Here is a 16,474-nt window from a genome sequence, read left to right as displayed (position 1 = left end):
ATGTTGAGGATTGGAAATTATGCGTTTGAATCTAGATTGCTGTTGGGTACGGGCAAATTTTCGGACTTGGAAGTGCAGAGCAAGGCGGTTGAGGCCTCAGGCACGGAAGTTTTAACGTTTGCAGTTCGGCGATTGAATCTGGAAGATCGTCACAAACAGCACTTTCTGGACACACTGGATTTGAAAAAGTATACCCTGCTTCCCAATACAGCGGGTGCTTCAACAGCAGAGGAAGCTGTGCGAATCGCAGAGCTTGCTCGAGCATCAGGACTTTGTGATATGATAAAAGTAGAAGTTATCGGCGATGGAATCACACTGCTTCCTGACCCGATTGAAACATATAAAGCTTGCGAGATCCTGCTTGAAAAGGGCTTTACGGTACTGCCTTATATTTCAGACGATGTTATTTTGGCCAAGCGATTACAACTACTCGGCGTACACGCTGTTATGCCTGGGGCTTCACCGATAGGGGCGGGAAGAGGGATTATTAATCCCTATAACCTGGAGATCATTATTGAACAAGCCGTTGTTCCTGTTATTGTGGATGCAGGACTTCGTGCACCTAAAGATGCTGCTCATGCGCTGGAGCTGGGAGCTGACGGTGTATTGTTGAATACGGCTGTTTCTGGATCTGGAGATCCGGTGAAGATGGCGAAGGCAATGCGGATGGGGGTTGAAGCAGGCAGACTGGCTTATGAGGCAGGCATGATTCCAGTTAAGCGCTATGCAGCAGCGAGCAGTCCCGCGGAAGGAATGGTTCATACATGACTAATCAGACACAATCTTCTGAACAGGGAGACCGCTATTCCAGACAGGAACGGTATGCACCTATTGGTAAGGAAGGTCAGCATAGATTGAATAACAGCAGAGTATTAATTGTTGGAGCGGGCGCGCTTGGTACGGGCATTGCTGAAACACTGGTACGTTCAGGAATTGGCCATATTACCATTGCAGATCGTGACTATGTGGAATGGAGCAATCTACAGCGACAACAATTATATATAGAGGAAGACGCCATTCAGCGAATGCCCAAAGCGATGGCTGCAAAAAAGCGCCTTTCTGACATTAATTCTACCGTTGAGGTTGTAGGTAAAGTGATGGACGTCAGAGTAGACGAGCTGGAGGAACTGGTTCAGAACGCAGACTTGATCATGGATGCCACAGATAATTTTGATACCCGGCTATTAATAAATGATATGTCTCAAAAGTATCGTATTCCGTGGATTTACGGCGGATGTGTGGGCAGTTATGGAATTACCTACACGTTTCTGCCTGGAGAAACACCTTGTTTAAACTGTTTGTTGGGTGAGGTTCCTTTAGGTGGGGATACATGTGATACGTCAGGCATTATCCCTCAGGCAGTGCAGATGGTTACGGCTAATCAGACTGCGGAAGCGATGAAGTTACTTAGTGGCAATGCAGGTGCACTGAGACGCAAGTTGTTATCATTCGATGTGTGGAGAAACGAATACATAGCCATTAACGTCGACGGTGCCCGAAAAGAAGACTGTCCTTCCTGCGGAGTAAAGGCTAGCTATCCGTACCTCTCTTCTTCAAACTTGGAAAAAACAGACGTGTTATGCGGTAGAGATACGGTACAGATTCGCCCTTCACGGCGAATGAATCTGGATCTACAGCATACGGCTGATCGCCTCGGTAAGCTGGATGAAGGCCACGTGGAGGCTAATCCGTTTTTGGTTTCTTTTACAACTGGGGGTCACAGGATGGTCATTTTTCAGGATGGGCGCGTCCTTGTTCATGGAACAAAAGACACGGCAGAGGCGCGTACGCTGGTTCACCGGTACTTTGGTTAAAGAAAAAAACAAATGAGTGTTCTGAGTCCGTTCCTTCCGGGAATGGACTTTTTCATTTTACGGCATGATAAACATACAACAATGCTGCGATGCACATGTGGGGATTAAAAGTAGTTTAAACCAATAAATGTAGCAGCGTATGAGACAGGCCGGGTGAAAAAATGAAAACTTCCATATTACTGGTTGGCAAGGGAGATCTGGTTTCTTTTATTCAAGGCATATTGTGTGCTGAAGGGTATCAGGTCGAGCAAATGGAGTGGGCAGATCTGAACCGTCTTTCTGAATTAACGCTCACGAATCTCAATATGATCATTTTAATGAATGAAGGATGTCATGAAGATACCCTGAAACATGGACTAGAGTCTTTTGTGCACATAGGAGTCACTTCTCCTTTACTTGTGATAACTCCCAAGATATCGCCTGAATTAATTGTGGAATTACTCGATTACGGCGCTAATGATGTGATGGAAGCACCTATTCACGGTAATGTGATGATGGCCAGAATTCGAAATTTATTACGCGTGTTCTCGCATGTTTCACAAGAAGACGAAGAAGTCATTGTAGTGCATGATCTCAAGGTCAATCTGCGTTCACGTCGTGTAAGTCGTGCAGGCGAATATCTGATATTGACTCCGAAAGAATACGAATTGCTGGAATTTTTGGCCCGTCATGTGAACGAGGCATGTCCCCGGAGCGTTATTTTAAGGGAAGTATGGGGATATGATTTTGCAATGGATACCAATGTGGTGGATGTGTATATCAAACATTTACGGGTGAAGGTGGATAAGGGGAGGAGTATCAAATTAATTCATACCGTCCGTGGCATCGGTTATATGCTTCATACCCAATAAAAGAGGTTGTATCGCTGTGCCTAACGCTTGCCCTTCCTCCATATAATTCCAGTTTGGACAGAGAAATTTATGGGGTAAATATAAAAGGACCGGATCACTAGATCCGGCCCCAATCGCTTTGTTGTATTCAAAATATGAGCTACAGTACGCGGCGAGCTTTAATATATGTTTTTTTCCAGTTGCCCGAGTTCAAGTCGGAAAGAGTAACACCTGGTGATCCGTACGTGTGCAGCACTTTTCCGTCGCCTGCATATACGCCTACGTGAGTAATATTGGAGCCTGTAGAGCGACTACCGCTAGAAAAGAAGACCAGATCTCCAACGCGTAGATTTGCTTTAGACACAGCTACGCCTTCTTTGGATTGCTGAACGGATGTACGCGGCAAATCAACACCATACTTTTTAAAGATGTATTTCATAAAAGAAGAGCAGTCAAAATTTTTGGTTGTAGAAGTTGACGCGCCAAATTTATATGGAGTTCCTGTAAAGGTTTTACCATAATTCACGATTTGTTGTCCTGTGGATACAGAAGCGCTTGCTGCCTGTGCAACAGGTGCATTTGTCATTAATACAGCTCCAAAACCTAGTGTAGCGCACAACCCGACGGTTACGGCCTTTTGGACAAAGATGTTTGTTTTCATGTGAGTACCTCCAAAATTCGTTTTCGTTTAGTTGCTAGAGCGAGTATAACAGCTTTGTAACAGCCTAGAAATTGGATGAAACCTCATCATCCTTAGGGCCTCAATGGTTTGGGTTTGTTTATTAAAATACCATTAAAAATGTCAAAAAATTAATCATTGACGAATCTTTATTGTTACAACCATAGAAAATACCCTTGATATATCAAGGGTATTTGTTGTTTTATACGTTTATTATCAGGCTAAATTATTGGTTACAAAAACGTAATAAGTTTAGACGAAAGGTTAATCTTTGCTCTGAATAATGAGTAATAACCCACTATCGATCGAGACGGTGCCAGATTTGCCGAGCAGTTTGTTGCTAATCCCCAAAGATTGTCCCATGCGTATAGTTGCGTGATCTAGCGGGTACATGAAACCTTCCAGTGTAATACCTGTTACTTCATTAGTGAGTGGGAGGAGAGAGATGTACTCATATCCACGGTCTTCCACAAAAGCTTGGGAGGTCGTTAGCATCATATAATTGTGTTCATCCTGCAAAGTACAGGAAATATGATGCTGCATAGCGCGGACCATAATATGTACGTTAGCCAGTGTATGATCCATGCGAGTGCCCGTTGCGCCCAGCATAAGAATGTCAGTAGGCTCAAGATCCAATGCTGTTTCAAATGCCATCTCGGTATCTGTCAAATCCTTATGTACAGGATCGCAGGTGATTATCCGTTCGCTGTTATCTTGTACACGTTCCCGTTCCTGCTCGGTAATGGAATCAAAATCTCCTACTGCGATGTGTGGCTGAATTCCGTTTTCTATTAAGAATAATGCCCCGCGATCTGCTGCGATAATGATGTCATCCTTACCGATTTCTTTTAGAAATCGGGGAGAGAGGTGCCCGCCTGTAAAAATAACAATTCGCTTCTTCGTCATTCTATTTCATCCTTCCTAATCAATAAAGAAACAATTCACTTCTATATGAGGTGTTAGAATGATGCAAAAATCATTCACAAAACCAGTATAATCTACAAAATGTGGTTGCACAATTTCGGCATGCGCGGATACAATGGGTAGAGCGACATGGAGATGACTTGAAAAGTGAGGTTTGAACAGGTTGGACTTGCACATTTTTGAAGTATTCAGCATTATAGGTACCATCGCATTTGCAATGTCCGGAGCTTTCGTGGCAATGGAAGAGGAGTATGACATTTTGGGCGTGCTTGTGCTGGGTCTCGTGACTGCATTTGGAGGTGGAGTCATTCGTAATGTACTCATTGGTGTACCCGTAACCATGCTGTGGAGCCAGGGAATGCTGATTATGCTCGCCCTTATTTCTGTAGCGATTGCATTTGTACTACCTCTTAAGTGGATTAGTCACTGGAAGCGGACAGAAGCGCTGTTCGATGCGATCGGACTTGCAGCATTTGCGATTCAAGGGGCGTTATATGCGACCAATATGGGACATCCCATTAGTGCAGTTATTGTAGCTGCTGTGATGACCGGTATAGGCGGAGGTATCATTCGTGACCTGCTTGCTGGCAGGAAACCATTGGTGCTGCGCGATGAAATTTATGCCGTGTGGGCAATAACAGCTGGTTTTGCCATAGGTATGGGATGGTTTACAACTAACGCCGGACTGTTAATATGTTTCGCAGCAGTTGTATTCTTCCGGATGTGTTCTGTTCATTATAAATGGAAGCTGCCCCGTCGTTCCCTGGTACAAACGGAGAATGTTAAACCTCAGACAGCACCGGCGCCACTTAACCGCACTTTGAGTAAGGGGGAATAACATGATTAACGTTTTATTTGTATGTTTGGGTAACATTTGTCGCTCACCGATGGCTGAGGCTGTTCTCCGTCATAAAGTGAGTGAAAGAGGGCTTGACCATCAGATTTCTGTGGACTCGGCAGGAACAGGAGATTGGCATGTTGGCAAACCTCCGCATGAGGGGACTCGATCCTTGCTGGATTCATATCAAATTTCTTATGCCAATATGGCAGCAAGACAATTTGAAAGTGCAGACTTCACACAATTTAATTACATTATATGCATGGATGATTCCAACGCAGCTAATGTAAGAAGTGTAACGGGCGGTGAAGATGCGGAAATTATCAAAATGATGGATCTGCTGCCAGACGAGACGCTTCGTGAAGTACCCGACCCGTATTATACGGGCAATTTTGAAGAAGTCTACAGGCTGGTTGATGCAGGTTGCGACGTCTTGCTGGATCGGATTGAAAAGGAATATTCATTGATGTAACAATCAGTTATATTTGCTTGGAATGACAAGTGTGCTATAAGAGAAGAAGCTGGAACGGACAAGCAGGAGAACCTGCTTCTTTTTTGAGTGTTAATGTAAGCGGTATCATAAAGTTGTAAAACAAAAGCGGCATTTCAGCCGCCGTGTTCAATGATATTAATTTTCCTGAAGAAAGTATAGCAATGCTTCCGGCAGTTCCTTTTGCCAGAATCCCCATTGGTGATGCCCATCTTTCTCCTGATAGGAGACAAGCGCACCTCGTTTTTCCAGCAAATCACGGGTATCCCGGTTTAATTGAACAAAGTCATACGTGCCGGTGTCGGCTTCAAATGCAGTCTCCTGCAAACCAACAATCATCCAGATCGACAACCAGGACAAGTCTTCAGCTGCAGCGTAGATCTCCTGGGAAGCGGAGTAGTAAGCTCCAGACATGCTGATGACACGTGTGAACAGGTCCGGATAAAGCAGAGCAAGATGAAGCGAAACGCTGCCACCCAGCGAGTCTCCGGCAAGAACACGTTCCTGCGGAGAGCGGCGAACAGGATATTTCTCTTCTACATAGGGAATAATCTCTTCAGCGAAGCATGATGTATATGCCTTGAACCGATCCCCGAAAGGGGCATATTCCTGAGTTCTTACCGACACGTCCACCTGAACTCCTACTATAATGAAAGGTTCGGCTCCTTCGTCGAGAATGATACGGTTGGCAGTGGTGGCGATACGTCCAAAGTTGAAAAATTCTTCACCATCCTGACAATAAACGACAGGGTAGGATAACAATTCGTTATAGCCAGGGGGAAGATAAATTCGTAGTGTGCGCTTCTCTCCGAGATAGCGGCTCTCAATCTCTTCCTTCACAATCGTGCGTTTCAAATAGCGGGAATCCGTCATAAAACGTCACCTTTCTCGGTTAATTTTTGCATTCGACCGCGCAATACGGTAAGATTAACCTTGTGCGGGGATAGGTCAAATACGCAAACATGTATTATGCTGTTATACCAATATTAAGCCCCTGTTATACATACAATCCGGAAGGAAACATAAAAAAATTACGGATATCTTTGACGTATGCAGTGAAACAGGTGTATAATAATATTATAACAGCGGAACTTGATATTCAAATTTTTTGTTGAGGTGAAGAAAAAAATGAGCAAGGTTCCTTATGAAGTATATACGGAGGATGTAGAAGCTCTGTCCGTGCTGTCTCCTGACGGCGAAATCGTTAACAAAGACATGATGCCTAAACTTTCCGACGATCAATTAAAAGAAATTATGTACCGCATGGTATTTACCCGTACTTGGGATGACCGTGCAGTAAACCTGGGCCGTCAAGGTCGTCTTGGTTTCTATGCTCCAGTATCTGGTCAAGAAGCTACAATGGTTGGTAGTGAATTTGCAATTGAAAAAGAAGACTTTGTATGTCCTGGCTATCGTGACATTCCGCAACTCGTGTGGCATGGACTTCCTCTTTATCAAGCGTTCCTGTACTCCCGTGGACACCAACATGGTGGACAAATCCCGGATGGCGTTAATGTATTGATGCCGCAAATCATCATTGGTGCACAAATTCTGCACGCAATGGGTATTGCTATGGGTTACAAATTGAAGAAACAAAAACAAGTTGTAATTACGTACACAGGTGATGGTGGTTCTTCAGAAGGTGACTTCTATGAAGGTCTGAACTACGCTGGTGTTTACAAATTGCCTGTTATTTTCTTCGTACAAAACAATGGTTATGCCATCACAACTCCTTTTGCCAAACAAACGGCAGCTCTGTCTATCGCTCACAAAGCGGTAGCGGCAGGTATCAAAGGTGTTAAAGTTGACGGTATGGACATCTTTGCAGTTATCAAAGCGGTTCAGGAAGCTGCTGAACGTGGTCGTAACGGCGAAGGCGCAACTCTGATCGAAGCAGTAACTTACCGTTTCCGTCCTCACTCCCTTTCTGACGATGCTTCCAAGTATCGTACAAAAGAAGAAGAGGCTGAGTGGAATGCTAAAGATCCAATCGCGCGTTTTGCTAAATATCTGGAGAAAAAAGGTCTTTGGACTGAAGAAGATACAGCACGTGTGAAAGAAGAAGCAAAAGCAAAAGTGAACGAAGAGATCAAAAAAGCGGAAAAAACCGAGAAAATGACGATTTCAGGCTTGATCGACAGCATGTTCGAACAAACGCCTAAGCACTTGGAAGAGCAAAAAGCTGATTTCCAATAAGTTTTTTCCGATAAAGCATAAACATCCGGGACGGGTTCCGGTGTCCCGGTATACATGTATGAATTCAAATGTGAACTGTCAATGTTTAAGGAGGAAATGAAGCAAATGGCACAAATGAACATGAAAGAAGCAATCCGTGATGCGCTTCGCGTGGAGTTGAAACGTGATCCTAACGTTCTGCTTTTCGGTGAAGACGTAGGTAATGTAGGCGGCGTTTTCCGTGTAACGGAAGGTCTGCAAAAAGAGTTTGGCGAAGAGCGTGTATTTGATACTCCACTCGCTGAGTCCGCTATTGGCGGTCTGGCTGTAGGTTTGGGTGTTCAAGGTTTCCGTCCGGTTGCCGAGATCCAATTCGTTGGTTTTATCTTCGAAGCCCTTGACCAAATGGTAGTTCAAGCAGCTCGTATGCGTTTCCGCTCCGGCGGTAAATATAATTCTCCAATCGTATTCCGTACACCATTCGGTGGCGGTGTAAAAGCGGCAGAATTGCACACAGATTCCCTTGAAGGTTTGCTTACGCAAACTCCGGGTATCAAAGTGGTAGTACCTTCTAACCCTTATGATGCAAAAGGTCTGATGATCGCTTCTATTCGCGACAACGACCCTGTATTCTTCATGGAGCACTTGAACTTGTACCATGCATTCCGTGCAGAAGTACCTGAAGAAGATTACACAGTTGAGCTGGGCAAAGCGAACGTTGTTCGTGAAGGTTCTGATGTAACTATCATTACTTACGGTATGATGGTTCACACATCTGTGAAAGCAGCAGAAGAACTCGAGAAACAAGGAATCAAAGTTGAAGTTATCGACCTTCGTACGGTTAGCCCGATCGACATCGATACTATCGTTGCTTCCATTAAGAAAACAAACCGTGCAATTGTTGTACAGGAAGCTCAAAAGAGCGCAGGTGTTGCAGCTGAAGTCATTGCCCAAATCAATGAAAAAGCAATCCTGCACTTGGAAGCACCGGTTCTGCGTGTAGCTGGTCCGGATACTGTATATCCATTTGCACAAATCGAAGATACATGGCTTCCTAACCCAGCACGTATCGTTGCTGCGGTTAACAAAGTCGTAAATTTCTAATTTAATCATCTGACATGCCGCAAGGCGCAGTATGGTGATCCACACCGCAGCGCAAGCTGCACTGTAAACAGCCATTAGCCCCTTGAGTAACAGTTTATTGCACTAGCAGTAACGGTTGTTTCTTGGAGTTAAGGGTTGTTTTCAGGATTGAGACATAATCAAGGAGGTTTTTCAGTTGGCTAAATTTGAATACAAATTCCCTGAACTGGGCGAAGGCCTTCACGAAGGCGAAATCATCAAGATGCACATCAAAGTCGGTGACAAAGTAACTGACGACGACATCATCATGGAAGTACAGAATGACAAAGCGGTCGTTGAAGTACCTTGCCCGGTTAACGGCACAGTAACAGAAGTATTCGCAAAAGATGGCCAAGTTTGCCACGTTGGCGAAGTTGTTGCAATCATCGATGCTGAAGGCGAGCTTCCTGAGCAAGACGACGCTCCTGCAGACGATCAAGAAAAAGATGCAGCTCAAGGCGGAGCTGACACAAGCGGTTCTTCCGCAGCAGCTTCCAGCTCGGATGCAGCTAAAGAAGGCGGAAACAACAGCGTTCCGGCAGTACCTGCCAAAGACGTTCTGGCAACACCAAGCGTGCGTAAATTTGCTCGTGAACAAGGCGTAGACATCGCTCAAGTTAACGGTACTGGCAACAACGGTAAAGTTACTAAAGAAGATGTTGAATCCTTCAAAAACGGTGGCGGTTCTTCCGCAGCGGCATCTTCCGAAGCTCCGGCTCAAGAAGAGAAAAAATCCGCAGCACCAGCAGCAGCTGCAGCTGATCAACGTGTGGAAGAAGAGCGCGTACCATTCAAAGGTATCCGTAAAGCGATCTCCAATGCGATGGTTAAATCGGCTTACACAGCACCTCACGTTACAATCATGGACGAAGTGGACGTAACTGAACTGGTTGCTTTCCGTACTCGCATGAAACCTATCGCTGAGAAAAAAGGTACAAAAGTAACTTATCTGCCATTCATCGTTAAAGCTCTGGTTGCAGCTTCCCGTGAGTTCCCAGCATTGAACGCTATGATCGATGAAGAAGCTAATGAAATTGTATACAAAAAATACTACAACATCGGTATCGCTACAGATACAGACAACGGCTTGATCGTTCCTGTTATCAAAGATGCTGATCGTAAATCCATCTGGATGATCGCTGATTCCATTCGTGATCTGGCAGCTCGTGGCCGCGATGGCAAATTGAGCGCGAACGAAATGAGAGGAAGCACAATCTCCATCAGTAACATCGGTTCTGCTGGCGGTATGTTCTTCACTCCGATCATCAACTTCCCTGAAGTTGCAATTCTTGGAACTGGACGCATCAGCGAAAAAGCCGTTATCAAAAATGGCGAAGTTGTTGCAGCACCTGTAATGGCTCTTTCCTTGAGCTTCGACCACCGTATCATCGATGGCGCAACAGCACAAAACTTTATGAACTACATTAAACAGCTGCTCGCTAACCCTGAGCTGCTTGTTATGGAGGTGTAAGATATGGTAGTAGGCGACGCTTCTCTCAATATCGACACATTAGTAATTGGTGCGGGTCCTGGTGGCTATGTAGCTGCCATCCGTGCTGCTCAACTGGGCCAAAGCGTATTGATCGTAGACAAATCCGAACTGGGTGGCGTTTGTTTGAACCGCGGATGTATTCCATCCAAAGCCCTGATCTCGGCTGCACACCAATATGAGTCTGCATTGCACGGCGAAGCTTTTGGTATCTCTGCTGAGAACGTAAAAGTGGATTTCAGCAAAACTCAAGAATTCAAAAACGGCGTTGTTAAGAAAATGACTGGCGGCGTAGCTGGTTTGCTCAAAGGCAACAAAGTTGAAGTTTTCAACGGTGAGTGCATGTTCATCAACGAAAACGAAGCTCGTGTATTCAACGATCACGAGTCTCCACGTTACAAATTTAAAAATGCAATCATTGCAACAGGTTCCCGTCCAATCGAGTTGAAACCTTTCCCGTTTGGCGGACGCATTCTGTCTTCTACAGAAGCTCTGAACTTGCCTGAAGTTCCAAAAAGCATGATCGTTATCGGTGGCGGTTATATCGGTGCTGAGCTTGGCCAAATGTACTCTAAATTCGGTGCTAAAGTAACAATCATCGAAGGTTTGGATACTGTACTGCCAGGTTTCGATAAAGACATGACTAGCCTCGTAGCTAAAAACATGAAGAAAACAGGCATCGAAATCGTAACGGGTGCAAAAGCTGAAAGTGCTGAGCAAACGGATAAAGATGTAACTGTTAAATATTCCGTAAATGGTGAATCCAAAGAAGTAACTGCAGATTACCTGCTGGTTACTGTTGGACGTCGTCCAAATACAGACGGAGAGCTTGGTTTGGACCTGATTGGCGTAGACGTTGACGAGCGTGGATTCGTTAAAGTTGATCACCAAGGCCGTACTAGCATTCCTCACATCTTTGCAATCGGTGATATCGTATCCGGTCTGGCACTTGCCCACAAAGCTTCTTATGAAGGTAAAGTGGCTGCTGAAGCGATCGCAGGACAACCATCTGTAGTTGACTACAAATGTATGCCTGCAGTTGTGTTCACAGATCCTGAGTGCTCCAGCGTAGGTTACACGGAGAAAGAAGCTAAAGAAAAAGGTTACAAAGTAAAAGCTGGCAAATTCCCTTATGCGGGTAATGGCCGTGCTGTATCTTTGAACCACGCTGAAGGCTTCGTGAAAATCGTAGCTGACGAAGAAAGCGGCCTCGTATTGGGTTGCCAAATCGTAGGTCTGGAAGCTTCCAACCTGATTGCTGAGCTTGGTCTCGCAATTGAAATGGGTGCTACTCTGGAAGATTTGGCGCTGACTATTCACGCTCACCCTACTTTGGGCGAAATCGTGATGGAAGCTGCGGAACTGGTTATGGGTCACCCGATCCACATCATTTCCCGCTAATATCGTCTAAGCTTCGGATTCGTCCGGCATTATACGTAAATCAGAAGAGACGAATGACGTTAACGCGTTGTTCGTCTCTTTTTTCTGAGCAAAAGCCGAGAAATTCAAGATACGAGTGTATATGATGTGATGAAAAGTTACACACTCAAAAGTTTTAGTGAATTGATTTTATCCAACAACTCAATTGTGGTACACTGTAGTAATGATCAGTTATGATGTGGCTCCAAGCCAATCACGGTCTATTTATTTAGTGTTTAATTTAGTTAAACTAAACCTTTACACGAGAACGTAGAGGACAGAAAAAACCTGAAGAAGCGGAGCTAAAAGCTTTCTGAAGGAAAGCTGCATCGGAAGCATACGCTTCGCCTTTATCCCCGGATTTTATACTTTTGAAAAAGGAAATCTAAAAAATATGGGGATAACAGCGATCGGAAGGTTGTTCTGTCATCGGAGTGGTAAGTGTAAATATTCTTTAGTGAGGGGAATATAATTTGAAAAACTATCTCGATTTATTACAGGATATTCTGGATACAGGCGTGCATAAGGGAGATCGCACCGGAACTGGAACACAATCGGTATTTGGAAGACAGCTCAGATACGACCTATCCGAAGGGTTTCCACTGGTAACAACCAAAAGAATCCATCTGAAATCAGTCATTCATGAGTTGTTGTGGTTTTTGAGCGGGGATACAAATATATCCTATCTGAAGGAAAACGGCGTGAAGATCTGGGACGATTGGGCAGACGAGAATGGCGACCTAGGCCCGGTATATGGATCGCAATGGCGTACCTGGGAAGCACCTAACGGGGACAAGATCGATCAGATTGCTGCTGTTATTGATTCGATTAAAAATAATCCGGATTCGCGGCGCCACCTCGTTAGCGCTTGGAATGTGGCAGAGATTAACAACATGAAATTACCTCCTTGTCATTTCGCGTTTCAGTTCTACGTGGCTGAGGGTAAACTATCGTGTATGCTCACCATGCGTTCTGTAGATACGTTCCTCGGGCTGCCATTTAACATTGCCAGCTATGCGCTGCTGACACATATGATTGCCCAACAGTGTGATCTAGAAGTTGGGGAGTTTATTTGGTCCGGTGGGGATGTACACATCTACTCAAACCATGTGGAACAAGTGAAAACCCAATTGGAGCGTGAGCCATTCGCATTGCCTAAGTTAGTTATCAAGCGCAAGCCGGATTCCATTTTCGATTATACGTTTGATGATTTTGAGTTTGAGAACTATCAGCATCATCCGGGTATTAAAGCCCCAATTGCGGTATAACACGGATTGAAGGAGTGTGTAATCTTTGAGTATTGAACTTGTATGGGCGATGGGCGAGAATGGTGTCATTGGATTGAATAATTCCATTCCGTGGCGTTTGCCTAAAGATATGGCCTTTTTCAAGCAACGTACGCTAAACAAAACGATTATTATGGGACGCAATACATGGGAGTCCTTTGGGGGCAAGCCGCTTCCGCAACGTCGAAATATTGTTGTAACAAGAGATCTAAACTACAAAGCAAATCAGGCTGAAGTGGTGCATACGATTGAAGAGGGTCTGGAAGTGACAAAAGGCGAAGAGCTTTGCGTTATTGGCGGTTCTCAGGTCTATCGTGAGTTTTTGCCGCTCGCAGATCGTCTGGTGGTGACCAAAATCCATGAGAATTTTGAGGGGGACACCTTTTTCCCGGAAGTGGATTGGTCGGAGTGGGAGCTAACAGAACAGATCGAAGGCGAGCAAGATGAAAAAAATGTTTATGCATATACGTTTGAGTTCTACGAACGAAAACGGTAAGTGGGACATAAGATGAAGTAGGAGAGCCCAAACTTACGCTATAAACGAAATATAAGGGCGCTGATTTACGAAATATTCGTGAACAGCGTCTTTCCTTTTAAAATTTAAAAGAAATAATTATGAAATGACATACAAATAACATGAATGTGACGCTATATTAACAGAAAAATGAATGAAATACATAGCCTCTAAAACACTCTGTGGTAAAAAAGTATAAAAATTGTGGGGTTTCACCGTTGTAAAGCCCTAAAATCAGTCATTGTTCGGATTTGGAAGCCTAAAACAACAAAAATTGTTGTTTTTAATGACAAATTACCTCACATTTAAATGACGTTTCGTCCGTTTTTTCTTTAATTAAACGCCTGGTTTCATGTAGCCACACCTTAGAAATAACCATTTTAAGGGTATTGACCATGGGGAGACTTGGACGATATGATGTATAAAATACAAATAATTATTCGGATAATCCATTTAATATTCAGCATGCAAAGTGCTACTATAATTGAAATATCTTCGAGAAGATTTTGTGATACAATATACAAAAACTCAAACATGAGTAATCCATTTCATATAGAACCATGCAGATGAAGGGATTAAGACAAGAACGGATGGGGGAAAACGTAAGATGTCTACACCTACTGGATTTATGGAATACAAACGGCAGCTGCCTGCGGACCGCCAACCAGCGGAGCGGGTTAAGGATTGGGAAGAGTTTCATAAACATATGGCTGAAGAAGAGCTCAGAACACAAGGTGCACGATGCATGGATTGTGGTACCCCGTATTGCCATACAGGTATAGATATGACTGGCGGAACGTCGGGCTGCCCTGTGCATAACCTGATTCCAGAATGGAATAATCTGGTGTATCGTGGTTTGTGGAGAGAAGCGCTTGATCGTCTGCACAAAACGAATAATTTCCCTGAGTTTACAGGTCGTGTCTGTCCAGCTCCTTGTGAAGGGTCATGTACAGTGGGACTTATCGGTGAACCAGTAACCATCAAAACGATTGAAGAAGCGATTATTGAAAAGGGTTTTGAAGAAGGATGGGTGGTTCCCCAGCCTCCGGAGAAACGTACGGGTAAACGTGTAGCAGTTGTTGGTTCAGGTCCTGCGGGACTGGCTACGGCAGCTCAGTTGAACAAAGCAGGTCACTCGGTAACGGTATATGAGCGCTCCGACCGTGTCGGCGGTTTGCTGATGTATGGTATCCCTACGATGAAATTGGACAAAAACGTCGTTCAGCGTCGTGTTGATTTGTTGGAAGCAGAAGGCATTCAATTTGTAACAAACACCGAGATCGGTAAAGATATTGCTGCACAGCAACTGGTGGATGATTATGATGCTGTTGTCCTGTGCGGCGGTGCAACCAAACCACGTGAGTTCAATATTGAAGGCAGTGACTTGAAAGGCGTACATTACGCTATGGATTTCCTGAATGGTAGCATCAAAAGTTACCTGGACTCCAATCTGGAGGATGGTAATTACCTGTCAGCACAGGACAAGGATGTTATTGTCATCGGTGGCGGGGATACAGGTTCCGACTGTGTAGCTACATCGCTTCGTCATGGTTGTCGGAGCATTACACAATTTGGTACACATACTCAGGCTCCTATGGAACGGGATCGTATTAACAACCCTTGGCCGCAATTCCCGAACGTATATACTCTTGATTATGCACAGGAAGAAGCGAAAGCATTGTTCGGTGACGACCCGCGTGAGTTCTCCATCATGACGACCAAATTTGTGGGTGATGACGAGGGGAACCTCGAAGAACTTCACACCGTTCAAATCGAGCGTATTGTAGATGAGACGGGACGTAAGATCTATCAGCCGATTCCGGGTACAGAGCGTGTCTTCCCAGCTCAAATGGCCATGATTGCTATCGGTTTTGACGGACCGGAACAGACTTTGGTGGAACAACTTGGACTTGCAACAGACCGTCGTACCAACGTAAAGGCACGTTACGGCAAATACAATACCAATGTGGATAAAGTATTTGCAGCAGGTGACATGCGTCGTGGTCAAAGTTTGGTTGTATGGGCAATTAATGAAGGCCGTGAAGCTGCCCGTGAAGTGGACAAATACTTGATGGGTTCTACAGTTCTCGTATAACGAGTTAATAAGCCGCATATGCATGTGAATTTGCAATTTTGAATAAAATATATAACTGATACAGCAAAACTCTCGCAATTAGCGGGGGTTTTTGTTGTTTTTTATGATAACATGAGACGTTCAGCTACAATTATTTTAGACAACTGTGAGGTATAGCATTGCTTTTTATCTCATAAAGATTTATTATTACATTATAATAATTATAAATAAGAGAAATGTAATGACACTTAATTGAAAACTACACAAATTGTGAAATTATAATATCCGGAGGTGCAATCTTTATGGCAAGTTACCGGGACAAGTCCATTTCAGAACAGATCGATGACATTAAAAAACAGTTGGTTGCAAAAGGTTATAAGCTGACACAGCAACGAGAAGTTACAGTACGTGTTTTACTTGAGCATGAGAAAGATCATTTTAGCGCAGAGGAAGTATTTCTGCTGGTGAAGGAGCAATTCCCTGAGATCGGCTTGGCTACCGTATATCGTACGCTTGAACTGCTTAGTGATCTTCAGGTCGTAGAAAAGATTAACTTTGGGGACGGTGCCGCGCGTTTCGACCTGCGAAGTACGGATGGCTCACATCACCATCATCATTTGATCTGCACAGAGTGTGGCACTGTAGAAGAGATTATGGAGGATGGTTTGCTTCGTTTGGAACAACAAATTGAGCGTCAGTATGGCTTTGCCGTTACAGACCATCGGCTTGATTTTCAGGGCGTATGCAAAGAGTGCAGAGCGAAGCAGGCTTTGAATGAACAGGCAGCAGGGTAAATCCAATGGGGAGGATGCTCCCGCAA

General features: G+C 44.4%; 16 protein-coding genes. 13 read left to right on the top strand and 3 right to left on the bottom strand.

What is annotated here, in order from left to right; genetic code table 11:
• The 3 genes from RS891_RS18990 (at nucleotide 1) to RS891_RS18980 (ending at nucleotide 2,665) form a co-directional block, all read left to right on the top strand.
• The gene (locus RS891_RS18990; RefSeq protein ID WP_315792872.1) at nucleotides 1-768 is read left to right on the top strand and encodes a thiazole synthase; all 768 of its coding nucleotides are present in this window, start codon (nucleotides 1-3) and stop codon (nucleotides 766-768) included.
• Entirely contained in the window at nucleotides 765-1,814 is a 1,050-nt protein-coding gene (locus tag RS891_RS18985; RefSeq protein ID WP_315792871.1) for a MoeB/ThiF family adenylyltransferase, read from the top strand. The genes RS891_RS18990 and RS891_RS18985 overlap by 4 nt, the downstream gene beginning before the upstream one ends.
• A gap of 161 nt (nucleotides 1,815-1,975) precedes the next feature.
• Complete coding sequence (locus RS891_RS18980) at nucleotides 1,976-2,665, top strand: winged helix-turn-helix domain-containing protein (RefSeq protein ID WP_258530722.1); 690 nt, start codon at nucleotides 1,976-1,978, stop codon at nucleotides 2,663-2,665.
• A 139-nt stretch (nucleotides 2,666-2,804) separates the two neighbouring features.
• Here RS891_RS18980 and RS891_RS18975 read toward each other — a convergent pair whose 3' ends face one another.
• Both RS891_RS18975 and RS891_RS18970 read right to left on the bottom strand, forming a co-directional pair.
• Nucleotides 2,805-3,305, bottom strand: a complete 501-nt coding sequence (locus tag RS891_RS18975; RefSeq protein ID WP_113054509.1) for a C40 family peptidase — start codon at nucleotides 3,303-3,305, stop codon at nucleotides 2,805-2,807.
• Nucleotides 3,306-3,587: 282 nt separating this feature from the next.
• Complete coding sequence (locus RS891_RS18970; protein WP_315792870.1) at nucleotides 3,588-4,229, bottom strand: thiamine diphosphokinase; 642 nt, start codon at nucleotides 4,227-4,229, stop codon at nucleotides 3,588-3,590.
• Nucleotides 4,230-4,416: 187 nt separating this feature from the next.
• Between RS891_RS18970 and RS891_RS18965 the strand changes: the two genes are divergently transcribed.
• Nucleotides 4,417-5,085 carry a trimeric intracellular cation channel family protein gene (locus RS891_RS18965; RefSeq protein WP_113054565.1) on the top strand — a complete coding sequence of 223 codons (669 nt, stop codon included), beginning with the start codon at nucleotides 4,417-4,419 and terminating at the stop codon, nucleotides 5,083-5,085.
• A gap of 1 nt (nucleotide 5,086) precedes the next feature.
• Nucleotides 5,087-5,557 carry a low molecular weight protein-tyrosine-phosphatase gene (locus RS891_RS18960; protein WP_113054507.1) on the top strand — a complete coding sequence of 157 codons (471 nt, stop codon included), beginning with the start codon at nucleotides 5,087-5,089 and terminating at the stop codon, nucleotides 5,555-5,557.
• 156 nt (nucleotides 5,558-5,713) lie between these two features.
• Here RS891_RS18960 and RS891_RS18955 read toward each other — a convergent pair whose 3' ends face one another.
• Nucleotides 5,714-6,448, bottom strand: a complete 735-nt coding sequence (locus RS891_RS18955; RefSeq protein WP_113054506.1) for an alpha/beta hydrolase — start codon at nucleotides 6,446-6,448, stop codon at nucleotides 5,714-5,716.
• Between the two features lie 255 nt (nucleotides 6,449-6,703).
• Between RS891_RS18955 and pdhA the strand changes: the two genes are divergently transcribed.
• The 8 genes from pdhA (at nucleotide 6,704) to RS891_RS18915 (ending at nucleotide 16,448) form a co-directional block, all read left to right on the top strand.
• On the top strand, nucleotides 6,704-7,771 hold the full coding sequence (gene pdhA, locus RS891_RS18950; RefSeq protein WP_062325382.1) for a pyruvate dehydrogenase (acetyl-transferring) E1 component subunit alpha: 1,068 nt from the start codon (nucleotides 6,704-6,706) through the stop codon (nucleotides 7,769-7,771).
• A 105-nt stretch (nucleotides 7,772-7,876) separates the two neighbouring features.
• The gene (locus RS891_RS18945) at nucleotides 7,877-8,854 is read left to right on the top strand and encodes an alpha-ketoacid dehydrogenase subunit beta (protein ID WP_062325380.1); all 978 of its coding nucleotides are present in this window, start codon (nucleotides 7,877-7,879) and stop codon (nucleotides 8,852-8,854) included.
• 175 nt (nucleotides 8,855-9,029) lie between these two features.
• Nucleotides 9,030-10,343, top strand: a complete 1,314-nt coding sequence (locus RS891_RS18940; protein WP_163759972.1) for a dihydrolipoamide acetyltransferase family protein — start codon at nucleotides 9,030-9,032, stop codon at nucleotides 10,341-10,343.
• A 3-nt stretch (nucleotides 10,344-10,346) separates the two neighbouring features.
• On the top strand, nucleotides 10,347-11,762 hold the full coding sequence (lpdA, locus tag RS891_RS18935) for a dihydrolipoyl dehydrogenase (RefSeq protein ID WP_024630356.1): 1,416 nt from the start codon (nucleotides 10,347-10,349) through the stop codon (nucleotides 11,760-11,762).
• 491 nt (nucleotides 11,763-12,253) lie between these two features.
• Entirely contained in the window at nucleotides 12,254-13,048 is a 795-nt protein-coding gene (gene thyA / locus RS891_RS18930; protein WP_113054504.1) for a thymidylate synthase, read from the top strand.
• A gap of 25 nt (nucleotides 13,049-13,073) precedes the next feature.
• Nucleotides 13,074-13,562, top strand: coding sequence for a dihydrofolate reductase (locus tag RS891_RS18925; protein ID WP_315792869.1), 489 nt, complete (start codon nucleotides 13,074-13,076; stop codon nucleotides 13,560-13,562).
• Nucleotides 13,563-14,187: 625 nt separating this feature from the next.
• Nucleotides 14,188-15,675, top strand: coding sequence for a glutamate synthase subunit beta (locus RS891_RS18920; protein ID WP_315792868.1), 1,488 nt, complete (start codon nucleotides 14,188-14,190; stop codon nucleotides 15,673-15,675).
• 305 nt (nucleotides 15,676-15,980) lie between these two features.
• Nucleotides 15,981-16,448 (top strand): ferric iron uptake transcriptional regulator, encoded by a 468-nt coding sequence (locus tag RS891_RS18915; protein WP_024633997.1) that lies wholly within the window; start codon nucleotides 15,981-15,983, stop codon nucleotides 16,446-16,448.
• Nucleotides 16,449-16,474 lie beyond the last annotated feature (26 nt).

Origin of the sequence: Paenibacillus sp. BIC5C1 (genome assembly GCF_032399705.1) — a bacterium.
Lineage (GTDB): Bacteria > Bacillota > Bacilli > Paenibacillales > Paenibacillaceae > Paenibacillus > Paenibacillus taichungensis_A.
The sequence above is the reverse complement of the archived record's forward strand: the minus strand, read 5'-3'. Positions and strand labels throughout refer to the sequence as shown.